This is a genomic window from Catenuloplanes atrovinosus, assembly GCF_031458235.1.
Lineage (GTDB): Bacteria > Actinomycetota > Actinomycetes > Mycobacteriales > Micromonosporaceae > Catenuloplanes > Catenuloplanes atrovinosus.
On record NZ_JAVDYB010000001.1, the window covers coordinates 335,632 to 352,981 of the forward strand.

General features: G+C 73.8%; 14 protein-coding genes. 9 read left to right on the plus strand and 5 right to left on the minus strand.

Annotated features, from left to right (window positions below; translation table 11 throughout):
* The first annotated feature begins 141 nt into the window (after window positions 1–141).
* The 7 genes from J2S41_RS01500 to J2S41_RS01530 all read left to right on the plus strand — a co-directional run bounded on the left by J2S41_RS01500 (window position 142) and on the right by J2S41_RS01530 (window position 8,319).
* Complete coding sequence (locus tag J2S41_RS01500) at window positions 142–1,404, plus strand: PQQ-binding-like beta-propeller repeat protein (protein WP_310361992.1); 1,263 nt, start codon at window positions 142–144, stop codon at window positions 1,402–1,404.
* Window positions 1,405–1,431: 27 nt separating this feature from the next.
* Window positions 1,432–2,745 (plus strand): outer membrane protein assembly factor BamB family protein, encoded by a 1,314-nt coding sequence (locus J2S41_RS01505; protein ID WP_310361995.1) that lies wholly within the window; start codon window positions 1,432–1,434, stop codon window positions 2,743–2,745.
* The gene (locus J2S41_RS01510) at window positions 2,742–4,013 is read left to right on the plus strand and encodes a sensor domain-containing phosphodiesterase (protein ID WP_310361998.1); all 1,272 of its coding nucleotides are present in this window, start codon (window positions 2,742–2,744) and stop codon (window positions 4,011–4,013) included. The genes J2S41_RS01505 and J2S41_RS01510 overlap by 4 nt, the downstream gene beginning before the upstream one ends.
* Window positions 4,014–4,031: 18 nt before the next feature.
* Window positions 4,032–5,366: an outer membrane protein assembly factor BamB family protein gene (locus J2S41_RS01515; RefSeq protein WP_310362001.1), complete on the plus strand. Its 1,335-nt coding sequence runs from the start codon at window positions 4,032–4,034 to the stop codon at window positions 5,364–5,366.
* Between the two features lie 84 nt (window positions 5,367–5,450).
* Complete coding sequence (locus tag J2S41_RS01520) at window positions 5,451–6,119, plus strand: response regulator transcription factor (protein WP_310362004.1); 669 nt, start codon at window positions 5,451–5,453, stop codon at window positions 6,117–6,119.
* Window positions 6,116–7,258 carry a sensor histidine kinase gene (locus tag J2S41_RS01525; RefSeq protein WP_310362005.1) on the plus strand — a complete coding sequence of 381 codons (1,143 nt, stop codon included), beginning with the start codon at window positions 6,116–6,118 and terminating at the stop codon, window positions 7,256–7,258. The genes J2S41_RS01520 and J2S41_RS01525 overlap by 4 nt, the downstream gene beginning before the upstream one ends.
* A gap of 80 nt (window positions 7,259–7,338) precedes the next feature.
* Entirely contained in the window at window positions 7,339–8,319 is a 981-nt protein-coding gene (locus J2S41_RS01530; RefSeq protein WP_310362007.1) for a hypothetical protein, read from the plus strand.
* Between the two features lie 49 nt (window positions 8,320–8,368).
* Here J2S41_RS01530 and J2S41_RS01535 read toward each other — a convergent pair whose 3' ends face one another.
* From J2S41_RS01535 to J2S41_RS01555, 5 genes are all read right to left on the minus strand, one after another.
* Complete coding sequence (locus J2S41_RS01535; protein ID WP_310362010.1) at window positions 8,369–9,955, minus strand: DUF2637 domain-containing protein; 1,587 nt, start codon at window positions 9,953–9,955, stop codon at window positions 8,369–8,371.
* A 229-nt stretch (window positions 9,956–10,184) separates the two neighbouring features.
* Complete coding sequence (locus J2S41_RS01540) at window positions 10,185–12,251, minus strand: 3-hydroxyacyl-CoA dehydrogenase NAD-binding domain-containing protein (protein WP_310362012.1); 2,067 nt, start codon at window positions 12,249–12,251, stop codon at window positions 10,185–10,187.
* Window positions 12,252–13,445 carry a thiolase family protein gene (locus J2S41_RS01545; RefSeq protein ID WP_310362015.1) on the minus strand — a complete coding sequence of 398 codons (1,194 nt, stop codon included), beginning with the start codon at window positions 13,443–13,445 and terminating at the stop codon, window positions 12,252–12,254.
* Between the two features lie 138 nt (window positions 13,446–13,583).
* Window positions 13,584–14,906 carry an HRDC domain-containing protein gene (locus J2S41_RS01550; RefSeq protein ID WP_310362017.1) on the minus strand — a complete coding sequence of 441 codons (1,323 nt, stop codon included), beginning with the start codon at window positions 14,904–14,906 and terminating at the stop codon, window positions 13,584–13,586.
* A 98-nt stretch (window positions 14,907–15,004) separates the two neighbouring features.
* Entirely contained in the window at window positions 15,005–15,574 is a 570-nt protein-coding gene (locus J2S41_RS01555; protein ID WP_310362020.1) for a DUF3000 domain-containing protein, read from the minus strand.
* 153 nt (window positions 15,575–15,727) lie between these two features.
* Here J2S41_RS01555 and hemE point away from each other — a divergent pair, with 153 nt between their 5' ends.
* Both hemE and J2S41_RS01565 read left to right on the plus strand, forming a co-directional pair.
* Entirely contained in the window at window positions 15,728–16,804 is a 1,077-nt protein-coding gene (hemE, locus tag J2S41_RS01560) for a uroporphyrinogen decarboxylase (protein ID WP_310362024.1), read from the plus strand.
* 8 nt (window positions 16,805–16,812) lie between these two features.
* Window positions 16,813–17,307, plus strand: a complete 495-nt coding sequence (locus J2S41_RS01565; RefSeq protein ID WP_310362026.1) for a flavin reductase family protein — start codon at window positions 16,813–16,815, stop codon at window positions 17,305–17,307.
* The last annotated feature ends 43 nt before the right edge of the window (window positions 17,308–17,350 follow it).

The window sequence follows — 17,350 nt, forward strand, 5'->3', positions numbered from 1 at the left end:
GTGGCCGTGCCATGATCAAGAAACCACGGGCGCGCGGCGGACTCCATTGGCCGGCGATTAGTTGTCCCTTAAGTTCTCCTTCGTACCGGTGGAATCGGCGCAGCTCGATGCGTTGTCACCCCGGGGCGGTACATTCGGCTCGTGCCCGCTGCGGTGACCATTGACCTGGGCGTTCCCGCTGATGACGAGTGGGGCGGGACGGGTGCGGCCTGGCGCCCGTCGCGCGGGTTGCTGGCGGCCGTGCTCGCGGTGCTGCTGGTGTTCACGCTGGCCGGGTCCGCGCCGTTGAGCGCGTCGGGGTGGCGGGCCGGACAGCTGCCGATCGCGGCCGGGGACGACTTCGCGCTGGTCGGCGATCTGCTGGTGGTGGCCGAGGAGTCGACGGTCACGGCGTACCGGGTGCCGAGGCTGGACCCGGTGTGGACGGTGTCCGTGCCGGCCTCGGAGGGGCACTCGCTCACCCGGGCCGGTGACCTGTTGGTCATCGGCGGGCTGAACGGCGTCGGCCGGCAGTTGGAGAGCACGGCCGTGACCGTGGCGACCGGCGCGGTGCGATGGCGGCACCAGGGCCGGATCATCCCGCTGCCCGGGTCGGACGTGCTGCTCGCGGTCTCCGACGTGCCCAGCGTCTCCGCCTCCGGCCGCCGGCTGACCGGCGCGATCGACGGGATCGACGCGTTTGGCATGCGCCGCTGGTCGGTCCGGCTGCCGTCCAGCGCGGTCGCGGTGCCGCTGCCCGGCGGGCAGTTCCTGCTGGTGCACGACGACGGCGCGACCGAGGTCCGGGACGCCGGCGACGCGTCCGTGCGCGCGACCGGCGAGTTCCCGGCCGCCGCGTACGCGCCGGACAACCCGCGGCTGGTCGGCTCCACCGTCGTGCTGCGGCATCCGGGCGACAACACCAGCAGGATCAGCGGGTACGACGTGCGCACGCTCGCGCACCGATGGTCCCGCACGGTCGGCGGCCTGCAGAGCGTGGACGAGTGCGGCGAACTGGTCTGCCTCGGCACCACGATCGGCGTGCGCGCGCTCGACCCGCGCGACGGCTCCAGCGCCTGGGTCAGTCCGTCCTGGCGCCGCGCGCTGAGCTGGGGAGACGTGACCGTGGCCTACGGCCGGCCGACCGGCGTGGACGCGCGGCTCGCGCTGGTCGAGCCGATGACCGGCGGGCCGCTGCTCGACCTGAGCGCGTGGCAACAGGTGACTAGTGTGACGGATGACGTCGTGTTGGCTCACCCTGACGCGGCTCGCGGGGATACGCTCGTCGCCACGGTGGCCTCCGATCGACGGTCGGTGCGGGTCCTGGGCGCGATTCCCGCGGCCTCGGGCGGCTGCCGGGCCGGTGGCGGCGTGCTCGCCTGCCGGCAGGGGGGCGGGATCTTGGGGGTGTGGGCGCTTGACTGAGCGTGCGCTGCGCGGGGGTGCGCCGGCGTGATCGAGCTGGACCTGCGGGAGGAGCCGGTGCGCGAGGCGCCGGCACCGCGGGACTGGATTCGAGGGTCACGCTGGGTCGCTGTCGCAATTACTCTAGGTCTATTGATCGGGCTGGTGGGCTCCGTGCCGGTCCTCCGGCGGCTCCACCTGACCGCCACCGTGGCGCTTCCGGCCGGCGCCGACTTCACGCTCACCGACCGCCGGGTGTACACGCTGCACGGCGGCACCACCCCGGTCGTCTCCGCGTTCACGCTGAACGGCCAGCGGCTCTGGCAGGCGAACTCCCGGTTCACCGGCGACGTCGCGTTCCACGAGGCCGGCGACGTGCTGCTGGTCACCGGCGTCAACCGCTCCGGGCAGCCGGAGACGCTCGGCGTCGACGCGCTCACCGGCACCCAGCGGTGGACGCGCCCGGAGCAGATCGTGCCGCTCGCCGACGGGCGCACCGGACTGGTCACCACCCCGGTGTTCGACCGCGGCACGCTCCCCGACGGGACCGTCGCGCGCGATCCCGAGGGCAACCCCGTCGCGATCACGCCGACCTCCACCTTGCTGCGCGCGGTCGACCTGGCCGACGGCCACGACCTGTGGTCAGGGTCGTACGCGGGCAGCGCGCGCCGCGAGCCGCTGCCCGGCACCGCCGAGATCGTGGTCGCCGACCCGGCCGGCGTGACCGTGCTGGACGCGCGGACCGGTGAGGCGCGGCGGTCCGTGCCGATCGAGGGCGGGTTCGCCATCGACGACCTGCTGGTCTCGGACCAGTTGATCATCGTGCAGCAGGGCCGGCGCGGCGGCGGGCACACGTACGCGTTCCGGCCGGACACGCTGGAGCGGGTGTGGCGCATCCAGCTTCCCGGCAACACCGCGCTCGGCTTCGGGTGCCACGACGTGCCCTGCGTCACGGACATGGCCACGACCAGCGTGCTCGACCCGGAGACCGGCGCGGTGGCGTACGAGATCCCGATGGCGAGCCTGCTGCGCCTGGGCGGGCACACGCTGATCGACCCGCACGCCGCCGGTGCCGGGCCGAGCGTCGTCACGTCGCCGGACGGCACCAGCACGCCGCTGACCGGGTGGACGCTGGTGTCGCCCAACCTCGACCCCGCCGCCCGCTCCGCCGCGCCCGCGCTGCTCACCCGGGAGGCCGACGGACGGGCCTGGCTGGCGACGCTGAACCGCGCGGGCACCCCGTACGAACTGGGCAGCCTCGCGCCCGCGATACTCGACTGCCAGTCCGCGTCCACGACGATCGCCTGTCGCACCGGACGCCAGGAGATGAGGATCTGGCAGCTCCGGGGGGTACGGCCGTGACCGTCACCGGCTCACCGCGGGCCGCGCGGACCGTCGACGAGGTCATCGACGCGCGCGCCGTCACCACGCTGTTCCAGCCGCTGGTGGACCTGGAGCGCCGCGAGCCGGTCGGCTACGAGGCGCTCAGCCGGGGACCGGCCGGCACCCCGTGGCAGGCGCCGATCGCGCTGTTCGAGGCCGCGCGCGAGGTCGGGCGCGCCGCCGAACTGGACTGGATCTGCCGGGTCCGGGCGTACGAGGCCGCGCTCGCCGCCGGGCTCGACGACTCCATGACGCTGTTCGTCAACATCGAGCCGATGGCGCTGCGCACGCCCTGCCCGGACGACCTCTTCCCGGCCACGGTCGCGGCGCAGAGCAAGCTCCGGGTGGTCACCGAGATCACCGAGCGGGCCATCGCCGGCGACCCGTCCGCGCTGCTCAGCACGGCCGCGGCCTGCCGGGCGATCGGCTGGGGCGTGGCCTTCGACGACGTCGGCAGCGACCCGGCGTCGCTGGCGCTGATGCCGCTGGTCCGGCCGGACGTGGTCAAGCTGGACATGGGGCTGCTGCACGACCCGCACCGCGCCGAGGTCGCGCACGTGGTCAACGCGGCCATAGCGTACGCGGAGCGGACCGGCGCGGTGATCCTCGCCGAGGGCATCGAGACCGAGGAGCACCTGGAGCTGGCCCGGACCATGGGCGCCACGCTCGGGCAGGGACTGCTCTTCGGGGCGCCGGCGCCGCTGCCGGTGCCGTCCGAGACCTGCGGTACGCGCGTGCCGCTGCTGCCGGCGGACGGGGTGCCGCCGGTGTCCGTACCCCCGAGGTCGCCCTTCGAGATCGTCTCCGGTGCCCGGCCGGTGCTGCGGACCACCAAGGCGCGGCTGGCACCGATCAGCCGGTTCCTGGAGTCCAAGGCGCGCGACGAGGTCGAGCCGCCGGTGCTGCTCGCCTGCTTCCAGGAGGCCCGGTTCTTCACGCCGGCGGTGGCGCAGCGGTTCGCGGACGCGGCCACCACGGCCGCGTTCGTGGCGGTGCTCGGCGTCGGGCTGGACGAGCGGCCCGCGTCCGGCGTGCGCGGCGCGCGGCTCAGCGAGGACGACCCGCTGCGCGGCGAGTGGAACGTGATCGTGGTCGGGCCGTACTTCGCGGCCGCGCTCACCGCCCGTGACCTCGGCGCCGGCGGGATGACCGAGGCGGAGCAGCGCTTCGAGTACGCGCTCACCCACGACCGGGAGCTGGTGCTGGAGGCGGCACGGGCGCTGATGCACTGGATATCGCCGGCCTGAGGGATGGAGACTCTGCTGATGGTCTCCATCGATCTCGGCGTGGTCTCCGATCCGGGGCCCGAGCCGCCGGTCTCCCGCCCGCGCCCGCGCTTGACCGCCCGGGCACGCCGGTGGACCGCGGCGGCCGTCTGCCTGGTGCTGGCCGGCGGACTGCTCGGCGCGTCGGCCCGGCCGGAGAGCGACGCACTGCCGGAGGTGCGGCTGTCGTTCGGGCCGACCGACTCCTACTACCCGGCCGGCGACCGGCTGTACGTGGTGGGACCGCACGCCCAGGTGCCGTCGGCGGAGCCGCGGACGATCACGGCGTACAGCGCGCCCGGCGGCGAACGGCTGTGGCAGCGGCCGCTGGCGATCAAGGGCGCGCTGAACGGGCTCAGCGAGGCCGGTGACACGCTGCTGCTGCACGTGAGCACCGGCGACCAGTACCCGATGATGGTCGCGGTGGACGCGGAGACGGCCGAACCGCGGTGGAGCACCGACGCGTTCTGGCCGGTCGTGATGAACGCCGAGTTCGTCGTGACCAGCTCCGAGGGCAGCGCCGCCGAGGAACCGCTCACCTGGGAGGCGCTGCGGACCGGCACCGGCGAGCGGCTGTGGCGGCGGGAGTTCCCGGCCGGGTCCTACACCATCCACGTCGACCAGCACGGCGAGCAGCTCATGGTGGTGCTTCCGCGGGGGCGGGCCGAGCTGTGGGACGTGCGCGCCAACCGGATGCTGGCCGCGGTCGAGGCACCGGGACTGTCCGGCGGGATGGGCGTGGCCGGCCGGGTGGCGCTGTCGATCGACTCCGGCCCCGACGGCGCCGACGTCACCGCGTACACGCTGCCGGACCTGCGGCCGCTGTGGCAGCGGGAGTTCGCGGACGGGCTGGGCCTCGCCGGCTGCGGCAGCGCGGTCATCTGCGCCGCCAACCAGGATCAGGACCGCACGTTCGGACTCGACCCGGCCACCGGCGAGGTCCTCTGGGAGAACCGGCGGTACGGCTGGTACTCCGAGGCCGGGTCGCTGCTGCTCGCCGAGGGGGAGATCCAGCAGGGCGAGACGTCCGCGCTGATCGTCACGGACTCACTGGTCGTGGTGGACGCCCGCACCGGCCGGACGGTCAAGGACTTCGGGAGCTGGCAGCGGATCTACGGCGACACCGTCCACGGCCCGTCGCGGATCGTGGTCGCGCACTTCGACCGGGAGGCCGGCACCGGGCTCGTCGCCGAGGTCGACGTGGACGCGCTGTCGCTGCGCGTGCTCGGGCTCGTGCACGGCATCGGCTCGGACTGCTCCGTGGAACGGGACGTGATGATCTGCCGGATGCTGGACGGCGGCACCGTGATGTGGGACCTGCCCATCGCGCCGTGACCGTCCGATACGTTTCCTCACGGCGGTTTAACACCGGGCCTGATTGGCTTCGGTCGGTACGTCTCGGACGGGATTGGCGGGATCATGCGGGTTCTGGTCGTCGAGGATGAGCGGAACCTGGCCGACGCCATCGTGCGCGGCCTGCGCCGCAAGGGCATGGCCGTGGACGTGGCCTACGACGGTTCCGCCGGGCATGAGATGGCGTTCGTCACCCGGTACGACGTGGTCGTGCTGGATCGGGACCTGCCCGGCGTGCACGGCGACCAGATCTGCGCGGACCTGGCCGCGTCCGGCGCCCTCACCCGCGTGCTGATGCTCACCGCCAGCGTCACCGTCGCCGACCGGGTCGAGGGCCTGCAACTCGGCGCCGACGACTACCTGCCCAAGCCGTTCGCCTTCGACGAACTGGTGGCGCGCGTGCAGGCGCTCGGCCGCCGCGCCACGCCGCCCGCGCCGCCCGTGCTCAGCGCCGGCGACCTCGTGCTCGACCAGGCCCGCCGGGTGGTCACCCGGGCCGGCGCGCTGCTCCAGCTGACGAACAAGGAGTTCGGCGTGCTGGAGGAGCTGCTCAAGGCGCGCGGTGCGGTGGTCTCCACGGAGGAGCTGCTGGAACGGGTCTGGGACGAGAACACCGATCCGTTCACCACGACGGTACGGGTCACCATGAACACGTTGCGCCGCAAGCTCGGCGACCCGCCGCTGATCGAGACCGTGGTCGGCGCCGGCTACCGCATCGCGGGCGCCGCGTCATGAGCGCGCTGATGCGCCCGACGCTGCGGCTGCGGCTGACCGTGCTGAACGGGATTCTGCTGATCGGCGCCGGCGCGATCATGCTGGTGCTGGCCTGGATGCTGATCGACGACGTGCTGCACCCGGCGGACACGCTGCTGCCCGGCACCGAGGTGGCGATTAGCGACGGCAGCCGCCTCTCCGTGGAGGAGTGGCAGGCCCGGATGGTCGACCGCGCCCGCACCGAGCTGATGGCGAAGGGCCTGCTCGCGCTGATCGCGATCGGCGTGGCCGGGACCGCCGGGGCGTACGTGGTGGCCGGCCGGGCGCTGCGCCCGCTGCACCAGGTCACCTCGATGGCGCAGCGGCTCGGCGAGGAGACGCTCGACCAGCGCATCCGCTACTCCGGCGCGAACGACGAGGTGGCCGAGCTGGCCGCCACGTTCGACGCGATGCTGGACCGGCTGAACGAGTCGTTCGAGGCGCAGAAGCGGTTCGTGGCGAACGCGTCGCACGAGCTGCGGACGCCGCTCGCGGTCATGCGTACCGAGATCGACGTGACGCTCAGCGACGACGAGGCGGACATCCAGGAGTACCGGCGGATGGCGATGGTGGTCCGGGACGCGTCCGAGCGGGCGAACGGGCTGGTCGACGCGCTGCTCATCCTGGCCCGCAGCGAGGCGCAGACCGGGCGGCGGCTGGCGCGGAAGGTGCCGTTCGACCTCACCGACGGCGTGCACGCGGCGCTGTCCGCGCAGAAGAACGAGGTGGCCCGGCTCAAGCTGGACGTCGCCACCGAGCTGCGGCCGGCCGTGGTGGTCGGTGACCCGGGGCTGCTGGAGCGGCTGGCGGGCAACCTGATCGAGAACGCGGTGCGCTACAACCACCTGCACGGGCGGCTGTGGGTGCGCACGGAGGTGCCGGCCGCGGGGGTGGTGCGGCTGGTGGTGGGCAACACCGGGTTCGAGGTGGACCAGGCGGACGTACCGGGCCTGTTCGAGCCGTTCCGCCGCGGCGGCCGGGAGCGGACCGGGGCGCGCGGCTCCGGGCTGGGACTGTCGATCGTGCGGGCGGTGTGCGAGGCGCACGGCGGGACGGTCGGGGCGATCGCGCAGCCCGGCGGCGGCCTCGAGGTGACGGTGACGCTGCCGGGCGCGGTGTAGTCCCGCCCGTTCGGTCACGCTGTTCCGCGGTTATCCACAGGGCTGGTGACACGCCGTCGGCGGGCGGCAGCGTATGAGGCGTGTTCGATGCTTGGCGGAAGCGGCAGCGCGGCGTGGTCGCGCGGTGGCAGGCGATCGCCGGTGGTTACAGCCGGTCCACCATCGAGCTGCGGGTGGCCACCGGCCAGTGGCAGCGACTCGCCAACGGGGTCTACGCGACCTTTCCCGGCCCGCTCGGCCGGTTGTCGGAGCTGTGGGCCGCGGTGCTGGCGTCCGGCGCCGGCGCCATGCTCAGCCACCACACGGCCGCCGAGGTCCTCGGGCTGACCGCGGGCGCCACCGGGCCGATCCACGTCACGGTCCCGGCCGGCCGGCATCCGCAGCCGATGCCGGGCGTGGTGATCCACCGGTCCCGCCGGGCGGCGTGGATTCGTGACCCCAAGCGGTCGCCGCCGCAGACCAGGCCCGAGGAGGTCGTGCTCGACCTGTGGGAGGCCGCGGCGGAGTTGGAGGAGGCGCTCGGCTGGGTCGCGGTCGCGTGCGGCCACGACGTGACCTCGCCGGACCTGCTGGCGGTGGCGCTGCAGGCCCGGCTGCGCGTGCGGTGGCGGCCGCAGTTGATGGCGGCGCTGCGCGACATCGAGCTCGGGTGTGGCTCGCTGCTGGAGCTGCGCTATCTGCGCGACGTGGAGCGGGCGCACGGGTTGCCGGAGGGCGAGCGGTGGCCGTGCGGGTCACCGGCGGTGGGTGCGGACCGGGCGGCTCGGGGCGTCGTCTACTACCCGTCGTTCGGGACGAGCGTGCGGCTCGGGCCGGAGGACCCGCGCGGCGGTGCGAGGGCCGCGGAGCGGCAGCGGCTCATCGAGTCGCTGCGTGAGGCGTGCGGGGTGGCACCCGCGGTGGAGGAGACGTTACGTGGGAGGACGTTGCGCTATGACGATGCGGACGTGCTGGAGCATCCGTGTGAGGTGGCGGACGAGGTGGCGACGGCGCTTCGGCGGCATGGGTGGCGGCGGCATCCGCGGCGGTGCTCGCCGTCGTGCGGAGCGCTCACGCCGTGAATGTCCGGGCGCCCCACCGTGCTGCGGGGCACCCGGCCGGGGTCCGGGCTCAGGCGGGCAGGGTGTCGGCGGCGCGGCGGACCTCGCGGAGGCGGCGCGTGGTGATGCCGAGTTGGTCGGCGACGGCGGCCTCGGTGATGCCGGGGTTGCGGGCCTCGATGTCGGCGGCGAGGGCCGCGGTCTCGGCGGCGGAGCGGCGTGGCCGGGCGCTGGTCTGGCCGGTCGATGCCATAGTCGTCGACGTGGCGGCCGGCCGTGTGCCGTGTCGCGAGGCGCCGAGGTCTTCGCCGTTGCCGCCGGCCCGGCCGGTGCCACCGGCGGCGTTGCTGCCGGTGGCGCGGCCGGTGGTGTCGGTGGCGCTGGTGGCGGGGGCTGTGCGGGCGGTGATGCGGCCCGTGGTGGTCTGCCTGGTGGTGGAGGTGGCGGCGGAGGTGCGGGCGGTGCTGCGTGCCGGGGAGATGCGCTGCGTCGCCGGGTCGGTCTGTGCGGTGCCGGCCGCTCCGGTGGTGGCGGGGACGTCGGCCGGGGCGCCGTCGTCCGGGACCGTCGCGCGGCCGGCGAGCGAGCCGCTGGCCGCGGAGATGCCGGCGCGACTGCGCGGGCTGGCGCCGCCGCGCACGCCGCGGGCGACCGGGCGACCGCTGAGCGCGGCCTCGACGGCGGCGGCGACGTCGGAGGCGAGCATCGGCTGGGAGCCGGTGGTGGTCAGCGGGTCGCGGTCGCGCCGGTCGCCGGCCATCGCGGCGGCGCGCCGGCGGTCGGCCGCGTCCACCAGGCGGTACTCGTCGGTGGCGTACCCGTCGCCGCGGGCCGGGCCGCGACCGTCGGCGGCGGTCGTGAGCTGGGGGTACGCGTCGGTGGACGACGGAGTGAGCGGACGCGGGACCAGGGCCGCGATGCCGGGGACGTCGTGGTCGGTGAGACGGTCGGGGTCGTCCGGCCATTCGTCGTCCGCGCCGGGCCGCGAGGCGGTCGCATCGGCACGCGAGGCGGTCGCGCCGGCGGATGCTGTGGTCACGTCGGGCCGCGAGGTGGCCGCGCCGGCGGGTGGTGTGATCGCGCCGGGGTGCGTGGCGTCCGGTCCGGTGGCGTGGGGGGTGTCCGTGCCGGGACGGGAGCGGGCGGCGGGCTGGAGCGCGGGCCCGACCGGCAGCGAGTGCTGCTCGTCGGCGACGTGGCCCGCGGCCGGGACGCCGGTCGCTGCCGCGGCGGCGGCCTCGGCGGCGGCGCGCTTGGCGGTCTGGGCGTCGGCGATGCGGCCGCCCAGCTCGATCAGGCAGATGGAGGCGACCACGATCAGGCCGTCCACGGAGATCGGGAGCAGGTAGGCGCTGGCGCCGGTCTCGCCGTACTTGGCGGCCACGCCGGCCATGTGCCAGTAGGAGATCCAGGCGGCGATGCCGGCGATCGCGGCGGTCGCGACCATCCGGATGAACGCGAGCGACCGCCGGTGCACCGGCACGCGCGAGATCAACTCGACCGTGAGCAGCAGAGCGAAGGGAGGCCAGGCGGCGATGGCTTGGCTGATCGGGTTGTCGACGGCATGCAGAACGTTGGCGACCACCGAGGCGGCGACACCCAGCAGCAGGGTTGCGCGAACGGCCCAGCGGATGCGGAGAAGCTGGGGGAGGGTCACCGGTATCGCTCCAATCGTCGGCGACAAGATCCGTGATTATGTCGCAGACATCCTGAACCGGGAATGTTTCCTGACCGAGTACCTCCACGTCGTTCGGCGTGTCGCTCTTGACGAAACCAGAGATCGTCACCTTCCGTTCCATCGTGGAGCCTTGCGCGGGCCGCGTGACGGCGACCGCCCGCCCCCGCGACGATGGCGCGGGGACGGGCGGCCGGCAGGCGGTACGTGGTCAGGCGAGCGAGGCCGTGCCCTTCGGCAGGAACCGCTGGCCGGTGACCGACTCGGAGGTGCCGGTGCGGTCCAGGTAGGGCGTGATGCCGCCCAGGTGGAACGGCCAGCCCGCGCCGAGGATCATGCACAGGTCGACGTCCTGCGCCTCCGCGACCACGCCCTCGTCGAGCAGGATGCGGATCTCCTGGGCGAGGCCGTCGAGGACCTTCTGGCGGACCTCGTCCGGGGAGAGCGGCGCGTCGCCCACCGTCAGCAGCGCGGTGACCGCCGGATTGATCTCGTCGTCCACCAGCAGCGGCAGGCGGGCGTCGGCGAGCGCCTTCAGGTTGGCGCTGAGCGGGAACCGGTCCGGGAACGCGGCGTGCAGCGTCTCCGTCACGTGGTACGCGATCGCGGGCCCGACCAGCTGGAGCAGGGCCAGCGGGCGCATCGGGAGGCCGAGCGGGTCGATCGCGGAGTCCGCCACCTCCAGCGGCGTGCCCGCGTCGATCGCCGACTGGATCTCCGACAGGAAGCGGACCAGCACCCGGTTGGCGACGAACGCGGGCGCGTCCTTGACCAGCACGCAGCTCTTCCGCAGCTGCTTGCCGACCGCGAACGCGGTGGCCAGCGCGGCGTCCGAGGTGCGCTCACCCCGGATGATCTCCAGCAGCGGCAGCACCGCCACCGGGTTGAAGAAGTGGAAGCCGACCACCCGCTCGGGGTGCTCCAGGTCCGCGGCCATCGCGGTGACCGACAGCGAGGACGTGTTGGTGGCCAGCACCGCCTCCGGCGAGACGATCTTCTCCAGCTCGGCCCAGACCTGCTTCTTGACGGACAGTTCCTCGAAGACCGCCTCGATCACGAAGTCCGCGTCGGCGAAGACCGACTTGTCGACGGAGCCGGTGACCAGCGCGCGTACCTTCGCCGCGGTACCGGTGTCCATCCGGCCCTTGCCGACCGCCTTGTCGATCTCGGCGTGCACGTAGGCGACGCCCTTGTCGACGCGCGCCTGGTCGAGGTCGGTCATCACGACCGGCACCTGGAGGCGCCGCGCGAACAGCAGCGCCAGCTGCGAGGCCATCAGGCCGGCGCCGACCACGCCGACCTTGGTGACGTCCTTCGCGTGCGCGGGCGACGGCGCGCCGACCGGCTTCTTCGCCCGGCGCTGCACCAGGTCGAAGGCGTAGAGCCCGCTGCGCAGTTCCTCGCTGAAGACCAGGTCGGCGAGGGCCTGGTCCTCCAGCGCGGTGCCCTCGGCGAACGTGGCGCCCTTGGCGACGCCGATCAGCTCCAGCGCGCGGTTCGCGGCCGGCACGGCGCCGTGCAGGCGCTTGTCCAGCATCGCCTTGGCGAAGTAGAGCACGCCGTCCCACGAGTCGCGGTCGACCTCGGGGCGCTGGACCGTGACCGTGCCGGAGACCACGTCCGCGGCCCAGGCCAGCGAGCGCTCCAGGAAGTCGGCCGGCTCCAGCAGCAGGTCCGCGATGCCCATCTCGGCGGCCTGCTTCGGCTTCAGCATGCGATTCTGCGTCAGCGGGTTCTGGATGATCACCGTGGCCGCGTTGGCCGGGCCGATCAGGTTCGGCAGCAGTTGGGTGCCGCCCCACCCGGGAACCAGCCCGAGCGAGACCTCGGGCAGCGCGAGCGCGGCCGCGCCGGAGGAGAGCGTCCGGTAGTGACAGTGCAGCGCCAGCTCCAGGCCGCCGCCCATCGCCGCGCCGTTGATGAAGGCGAACGTCGGGATCGTGCTGTCCTTGAGCTTCGCGAAGACGCGGTGACCGAAGCGGCCGAGCTCCAGCGCCTGCGCGTGCGTCTCCAGCAACGGCATGCCGGTGAGGTCCGCGCCGACGCAGAAGACGTACGGCTTGCCGGTGATCGCGATGAACGCCGGGTCCGCCGCGATCGCCTCGTCGATCGCCGTGGACAGCGATGTCAGGCCGCCGGGGCCGAACGTGTTGGGCTTCTTGTGGTCGAAGCCGTTGTCCAGCGTGATCAGCGCGACCTGTCGCTCGACGCCCGGGACCCGGATGAGCCGCAGCAGCGACTTCGTCACGACCTCGGACGGGAAGGAGATGTCCGTCATTTACTTGTCACCCTCCCAGGCGGGGTTCTCCCAGATGACCGATCCGCCCATGCCGATGCCGATGCACATGGCGGTGATGCCGTACCGGACCTGCGGGTTCTCCGCGAACTGGCGGGCCAGCTGGGTCATCAGCCGGACGCCGGACGAGGCCAGCGGGTGCCCGACCGAGATCGCGCCGCCCCACGGGTTGACGCGCGGGTCGTCGTCCGCGATGCCGAAGTGGTCGAGGAACGCGAGCACCTGGACCGCGAAGGCCTCGTTCAGCTCGAACAGCCCGATGTCCTCGATGCCCAGGCCGGCGATGCGCAGCGCCTTCTCCGTGGCGGGGATCGGGCCGACGCCCATCACCTCGGGCTCGACGCCGACGTACCCGAACGAGACCATCCGCATCGCGACCGGCAGGCCCAGCTCGCGGGCCACGTCCTCGGCCGCGATAAGGCTGGCGGTGGCGCCGTCGTTCAGTCCCGCCGCGTTGCCGGCGGTGACCTTGCCGTGCGGGCGGAACGGCGTCTTCAGCGTGGCGAGCTTCTCCATGCTGGTCTCGCGCGGCGCCTCGTCCGTGCTGGCCAGACCCCAGCCGGTCGCCGGGTCGCGGACCGCCATGGTGACCAGGTCGGGCTGGAGCTTGCCGTCCGCGTACGCCTTGGCGGTCTTGACCTGCGACGCCAGCGCGAACGCGTCCGCGCGCTCCTTGGTGATGCGCGGCGCGCGATCGTGCAGGTTCTCCGCGGTCGCGCCCATCACCAGCGCGGACGGGTCGACGAGCTTCTCCGCCAGGATTCGCGGGTTCGGGTCGACGCCCTCGCCCATCGGGTGGCGGCCCATGTGCTCCACGCCGCCGGCGATGGCCACGTCGTAGGCGCCCATGGCGATGCCGCCGGCCACGGACGTCACCGCGGTCATGGCACCGGCGCACATGCGGTCGATGGAGAAGCCGGGCGTGCTCTTCGGCAGACCGGCCAGCAGCGCGGCCGTCCGGCCGATGGTGAGGCCCTGGTCGCCGATCTGCGTGGTGGCCGCGATCGCGACCTCCTCCACGCGGTCGGGCGGCAGCTGCGGGTTGCGCGCCAGCAGCTCCCGGATGCAGCGGATCACGAGGTCGTCGGCGCGGGTGTCGGCGTACATGCCACCCGCCTTGCCGAACGGAGTGCGGACACCGTCGACGAAGACGACGTCCCGGACTTGACGGGGCACAGCGGGCCTCCTCGCGAAATCTCAACGTGTGCGGCAATGCTACTCGCCGGTAACCAAGCGTCGCAGGCCGACGCCCCTATGGTCCAGGCCACACCTGAACATCCGCACGATTTCACAGGGAAGGCCCCGCCGTCCGTCTCACTCCTGCGGCGGCAACGCCTCCGCCAGTCCCGGGGACAGCAGGTTCACCTGCCAGTTGCGGGCGTTGTATCCGCGCAGCGTGTCGCCGACCGTCGCGGTGGTGATCTCCTCCGGTGGCGTCCACGCCAGGCGCCGGATCGAGTCCGGGGAGATCAAGTTCTCCGGCGGCAGGTTGTGCGCGCCGGCGACCTGGAGCACCACCTCTCGGCAACGGGCCAGCCGGGCGGCGGCGGCCGGGTCCCGATCGGCCCAGCGGTGCGGCGGCGGCGGACCCTCTATCGGCGGCGAGACCGGCAGCTCCGAGTCCGGCAGCGCCCGGGCCTCGCGCAGCGCCTCCAGCCAGGTCTTGGCCAGCCGGCGCACGGATCGGCCGCCGAAGCCCGGCACGGTGAGCAGCGTGCGCTCGTCCTGCGGGTCCAGCTCCGCCGCGGCGATGATGGCGGCGTCCGGCAGCACCCGGCCCGGCGCGGAGTCACGGCGGGCGGCGACGGCGTCCCGGGCGTACCAGAGCGCCCGCACCCGCGCCTGCGCGCGCTGGCCGCGGATGCGGTGGATGCCGGAGGTGCGCCGCCACGGGTCGGTGCGCACCTTCGGCGGCTGCCCGCCGGACGCGACCAGCGCGGCGAACTCCTCCGCCGCCCACTCCGCCTTGCCCTGGCGCTGCAACTCCTCCGCGAGGACGTCCCGCAGATCGGTCAGCATCTCCACGTCCAGCGCCGCGTAGGTGAGCCACGACTCCGGCAGCGGCCGGCTGGACCAGTCCGCCGCGGAGTGGTGCTTCTCCAGCGAATAGCCGAGCAGCGACTCGGTCAGCGCCGCCAGCCCGACCCGTTCGAACCCGCCCAGCCGCGCGGCCAGCTCCGTGTCGAACAGCCGCCGCGGGCGCAGGCCCAGCTCCGCGAGGCAGGGAAGGTCCTGGTTGGCGGCGTGCAGCACCCACTCCGCGTCGGCGATCGCCGCGTCCAGGACGCGCAGGTCACCGAGGGGCAGCGGGTCGATGAGCACGGTGCCCGCGCCGACCCGGCGCAACTGCACCAGGTACGCCCGCTGGCTGTAGCGGTATCCGGAGGCGCGCTCGGCGTCGACCGCCACGGGCCCGGTGCCGGCGGCGAACCGGGCGACGGCGTCGTCCAGTTCCTTGCCGGTCTCCACGGGCTTGGGCGTGCCGTCGCGGGGCACGAGCAAGGGGACCGCCCCGCCGGGGGAGGGGTCGGGCCTCACGTCTGACTCCGCCGCCGGGCGGTCGTCGGCTGGGTTGTGCGGTCCGTCCCCTGCCTGGCGTTGCGCGTCCCGACGGTGCAGGGGTGGTTCGTCGGTCACCTTGTAACCCTACGGGTTGCTGGACGTTAACCCGCCTCAGCACCTGTGTCGGCGCGTCGGAACCGGGTCCGGCGGCCGTTACCGCAGGTGAGCCCGGCTCAACGGTGGAGGGGGGAGATCGCGGTCACGCCGGGCGGCGGCAGGCCCGCGGTGGAGGAGAGCAGCGCGCACCAGCCGAGCAGGTGGGCGGTGAGCGCGGGTGCGGTGTCGTCCAGCGGGGTCCAGGACGCCCGCAGCTCGATGTCGGCGGTGGCCGGCGGCCCGGCCAGGTCGCCGAACCGGGTCGACGTGGTCTGCGTGACCGTGCCGGCCAGCGCGGTGTGCGTGGCGCCCTGGGTCTCCAGCGCGTCGGTCAGCCAGGTCCAGGCCACGGCCGGCAGCAGCGGGTCCGCGGCCAGCTCCGGTTCGAGCTCCGCGGTGACGTAGCTGACCAGCCGCAACCGGCCCTGCCACGCCTCGTGACCGGCCGGGTCATACAGCAGCACCAGGCGACCGGTCGCCACCTCCTCGCCGTCGCGGAGCACCGTGGCGCTCAACGCGAACGCGTAAGGAGCCAACCGCTGCGGGGCGGTGACCTCCTCCAGCAGGATCTCCGGGCGGGGGGTGGTGGCGCGCAGGCCGGCTACGGCACGCGCGAACGTCTCCGGGAGAACGGTCGAGGGTGCCATGTCCGCAGCCTAAGCGCGGGCCTTACCGGATCGACACCCGGCGCGCCGAGGGCATCGGCGTCGATCGTGTCGCGGCCACCGGGATCGCGTACCGGCGAAGGGAAGCGCGAGGGGCGGCGGAGCCGGCCGGGAGAGCGTGCGAGCATGGAGGGGATGACCACCACAGCCTCGGGCGCCGCCCGCGCCTCCTCCCAGGTCCCGGCCACCGCAGACTCCGCGTTCGTGCGCGCCGCCCGGGGTCTGCCGGTGCCGCACACGCCGGTGTGGTTCATGCGCCAGGCGGGCCGGTCCCTGCCGGAGTACCGCAAGGTCCGCGAGGGCATCCCGATGCTGGAGTCCTGCCGCCGGCCCGAGCTGGTGGCGGAGATCACGCTGCAGCCGGTGCGGCGGCACGGCGTGGACGCGGCGATCTTCTTCAGCGACATCGTGGTGCCGATCGCGGCCGCCGGCATCGATCTGGAGATCGTGGCCGGCACCGGTCCGGTGATCGCCGAGCCGATCCGGGACGCCGCCGATGTGGACCGGCTGCGGCCGATCACCGTGGACGACGTCTCGTTCGTCGACGAGGCGGTCCGGCTGCTCACCGCCGAGCTCGGCGCGACGCCGCTGATCGGGTTCGCCGGTGCGCCGTTCACGCTGGCCAGCTACCTGGTCGAGGGCGGGCCGTCGCGGACGTACACGCGGACCAAGGCCATGATGTACGGCGCGCCCGAGCTGTGGAACGCGCTGCTGGACCGGCTGGCGGACATCACGCTCGAGTTCCTCCGCGTGCAGATCGCGGCCGGCGTCTCCGCCGTGCAGCTGTTCGACTCGTGGGCCGGCGCGCTCTCCGAGGCTGACTACCGCCGGTACGTGCTGCCGCACTCGCGGAAGGTGCTGCACGGGCTGGCCGACGCCGGCGTGCCGCGCATCCACTTCGGCGTGGGCACCGCGTTGCTGCTCGGCGCCATGGGCGAGGCCGGGGCGGACGTGGTCGGCGTCGACTGGCGTACCCCGCTGGACGTGGCCGTGACGCAGCTCGGCGCCGGCCGGGCGGTGCAGGGCAACCTCGACCCGGCCGTGCTCTTCGCGCCGTGGCCGGTCGTCGAGCAGCACGTGCGCCGCATCCTGGACGAGGGCCGCGCCGCACCCGGGCACGTCTTCAACCTCGGGCACGGCGTGCTGCCGGAGACGGACCCGGACGTGCTGACCCGCGTCGTCGAGCTGGTCCACGCGGCCTCCACGCGGTAATCGCGGCCATGGTCGAGCTGCCGCGGGTTCCCGAGGACGAGCGGGCGCTGCGCGCCGCGTACTCCCGGTTCCCCAGCGGCGTCGTCGCGGTCGCGGCGCTCGTCGACGGCCGCCCGGCTGGCATGTCCGCCAGCTCGTTCACGTCCGTCTCGCTCGACCCGCCGCTGGTCTCGGTGAACGCGCACGTCAGGTCCGCCACCTGGGCCCGGCTGGGGGACCGGCCGCGCCTCGGGCTGAGCGTGCTCAGCGAGGACCAGGCCGGCATCTGCCGCCGCCTCGCCACCCGCGGGCTCGCCGACCGCTTCGCCGGAATCCCCTGGCGGGCCACGGACGGCGGCGCGGTCTTCGTCGAGGGCGCCACCGCGTGGCTGGAGTGCGAGATCACCCAGCGCGTGCCGGCCGGGGATCACGAGATCGTGCTGCTGCGGCTGCACGCGGTCGCGACCTCACCGGAACGGCGTCCGCTGGTCTTCCACGCCAGCGCCTACCACCGCCTGGCCTGACCGCCGCAGCAGGATCGGTCACGATGATTCGCGGTTGTCCACA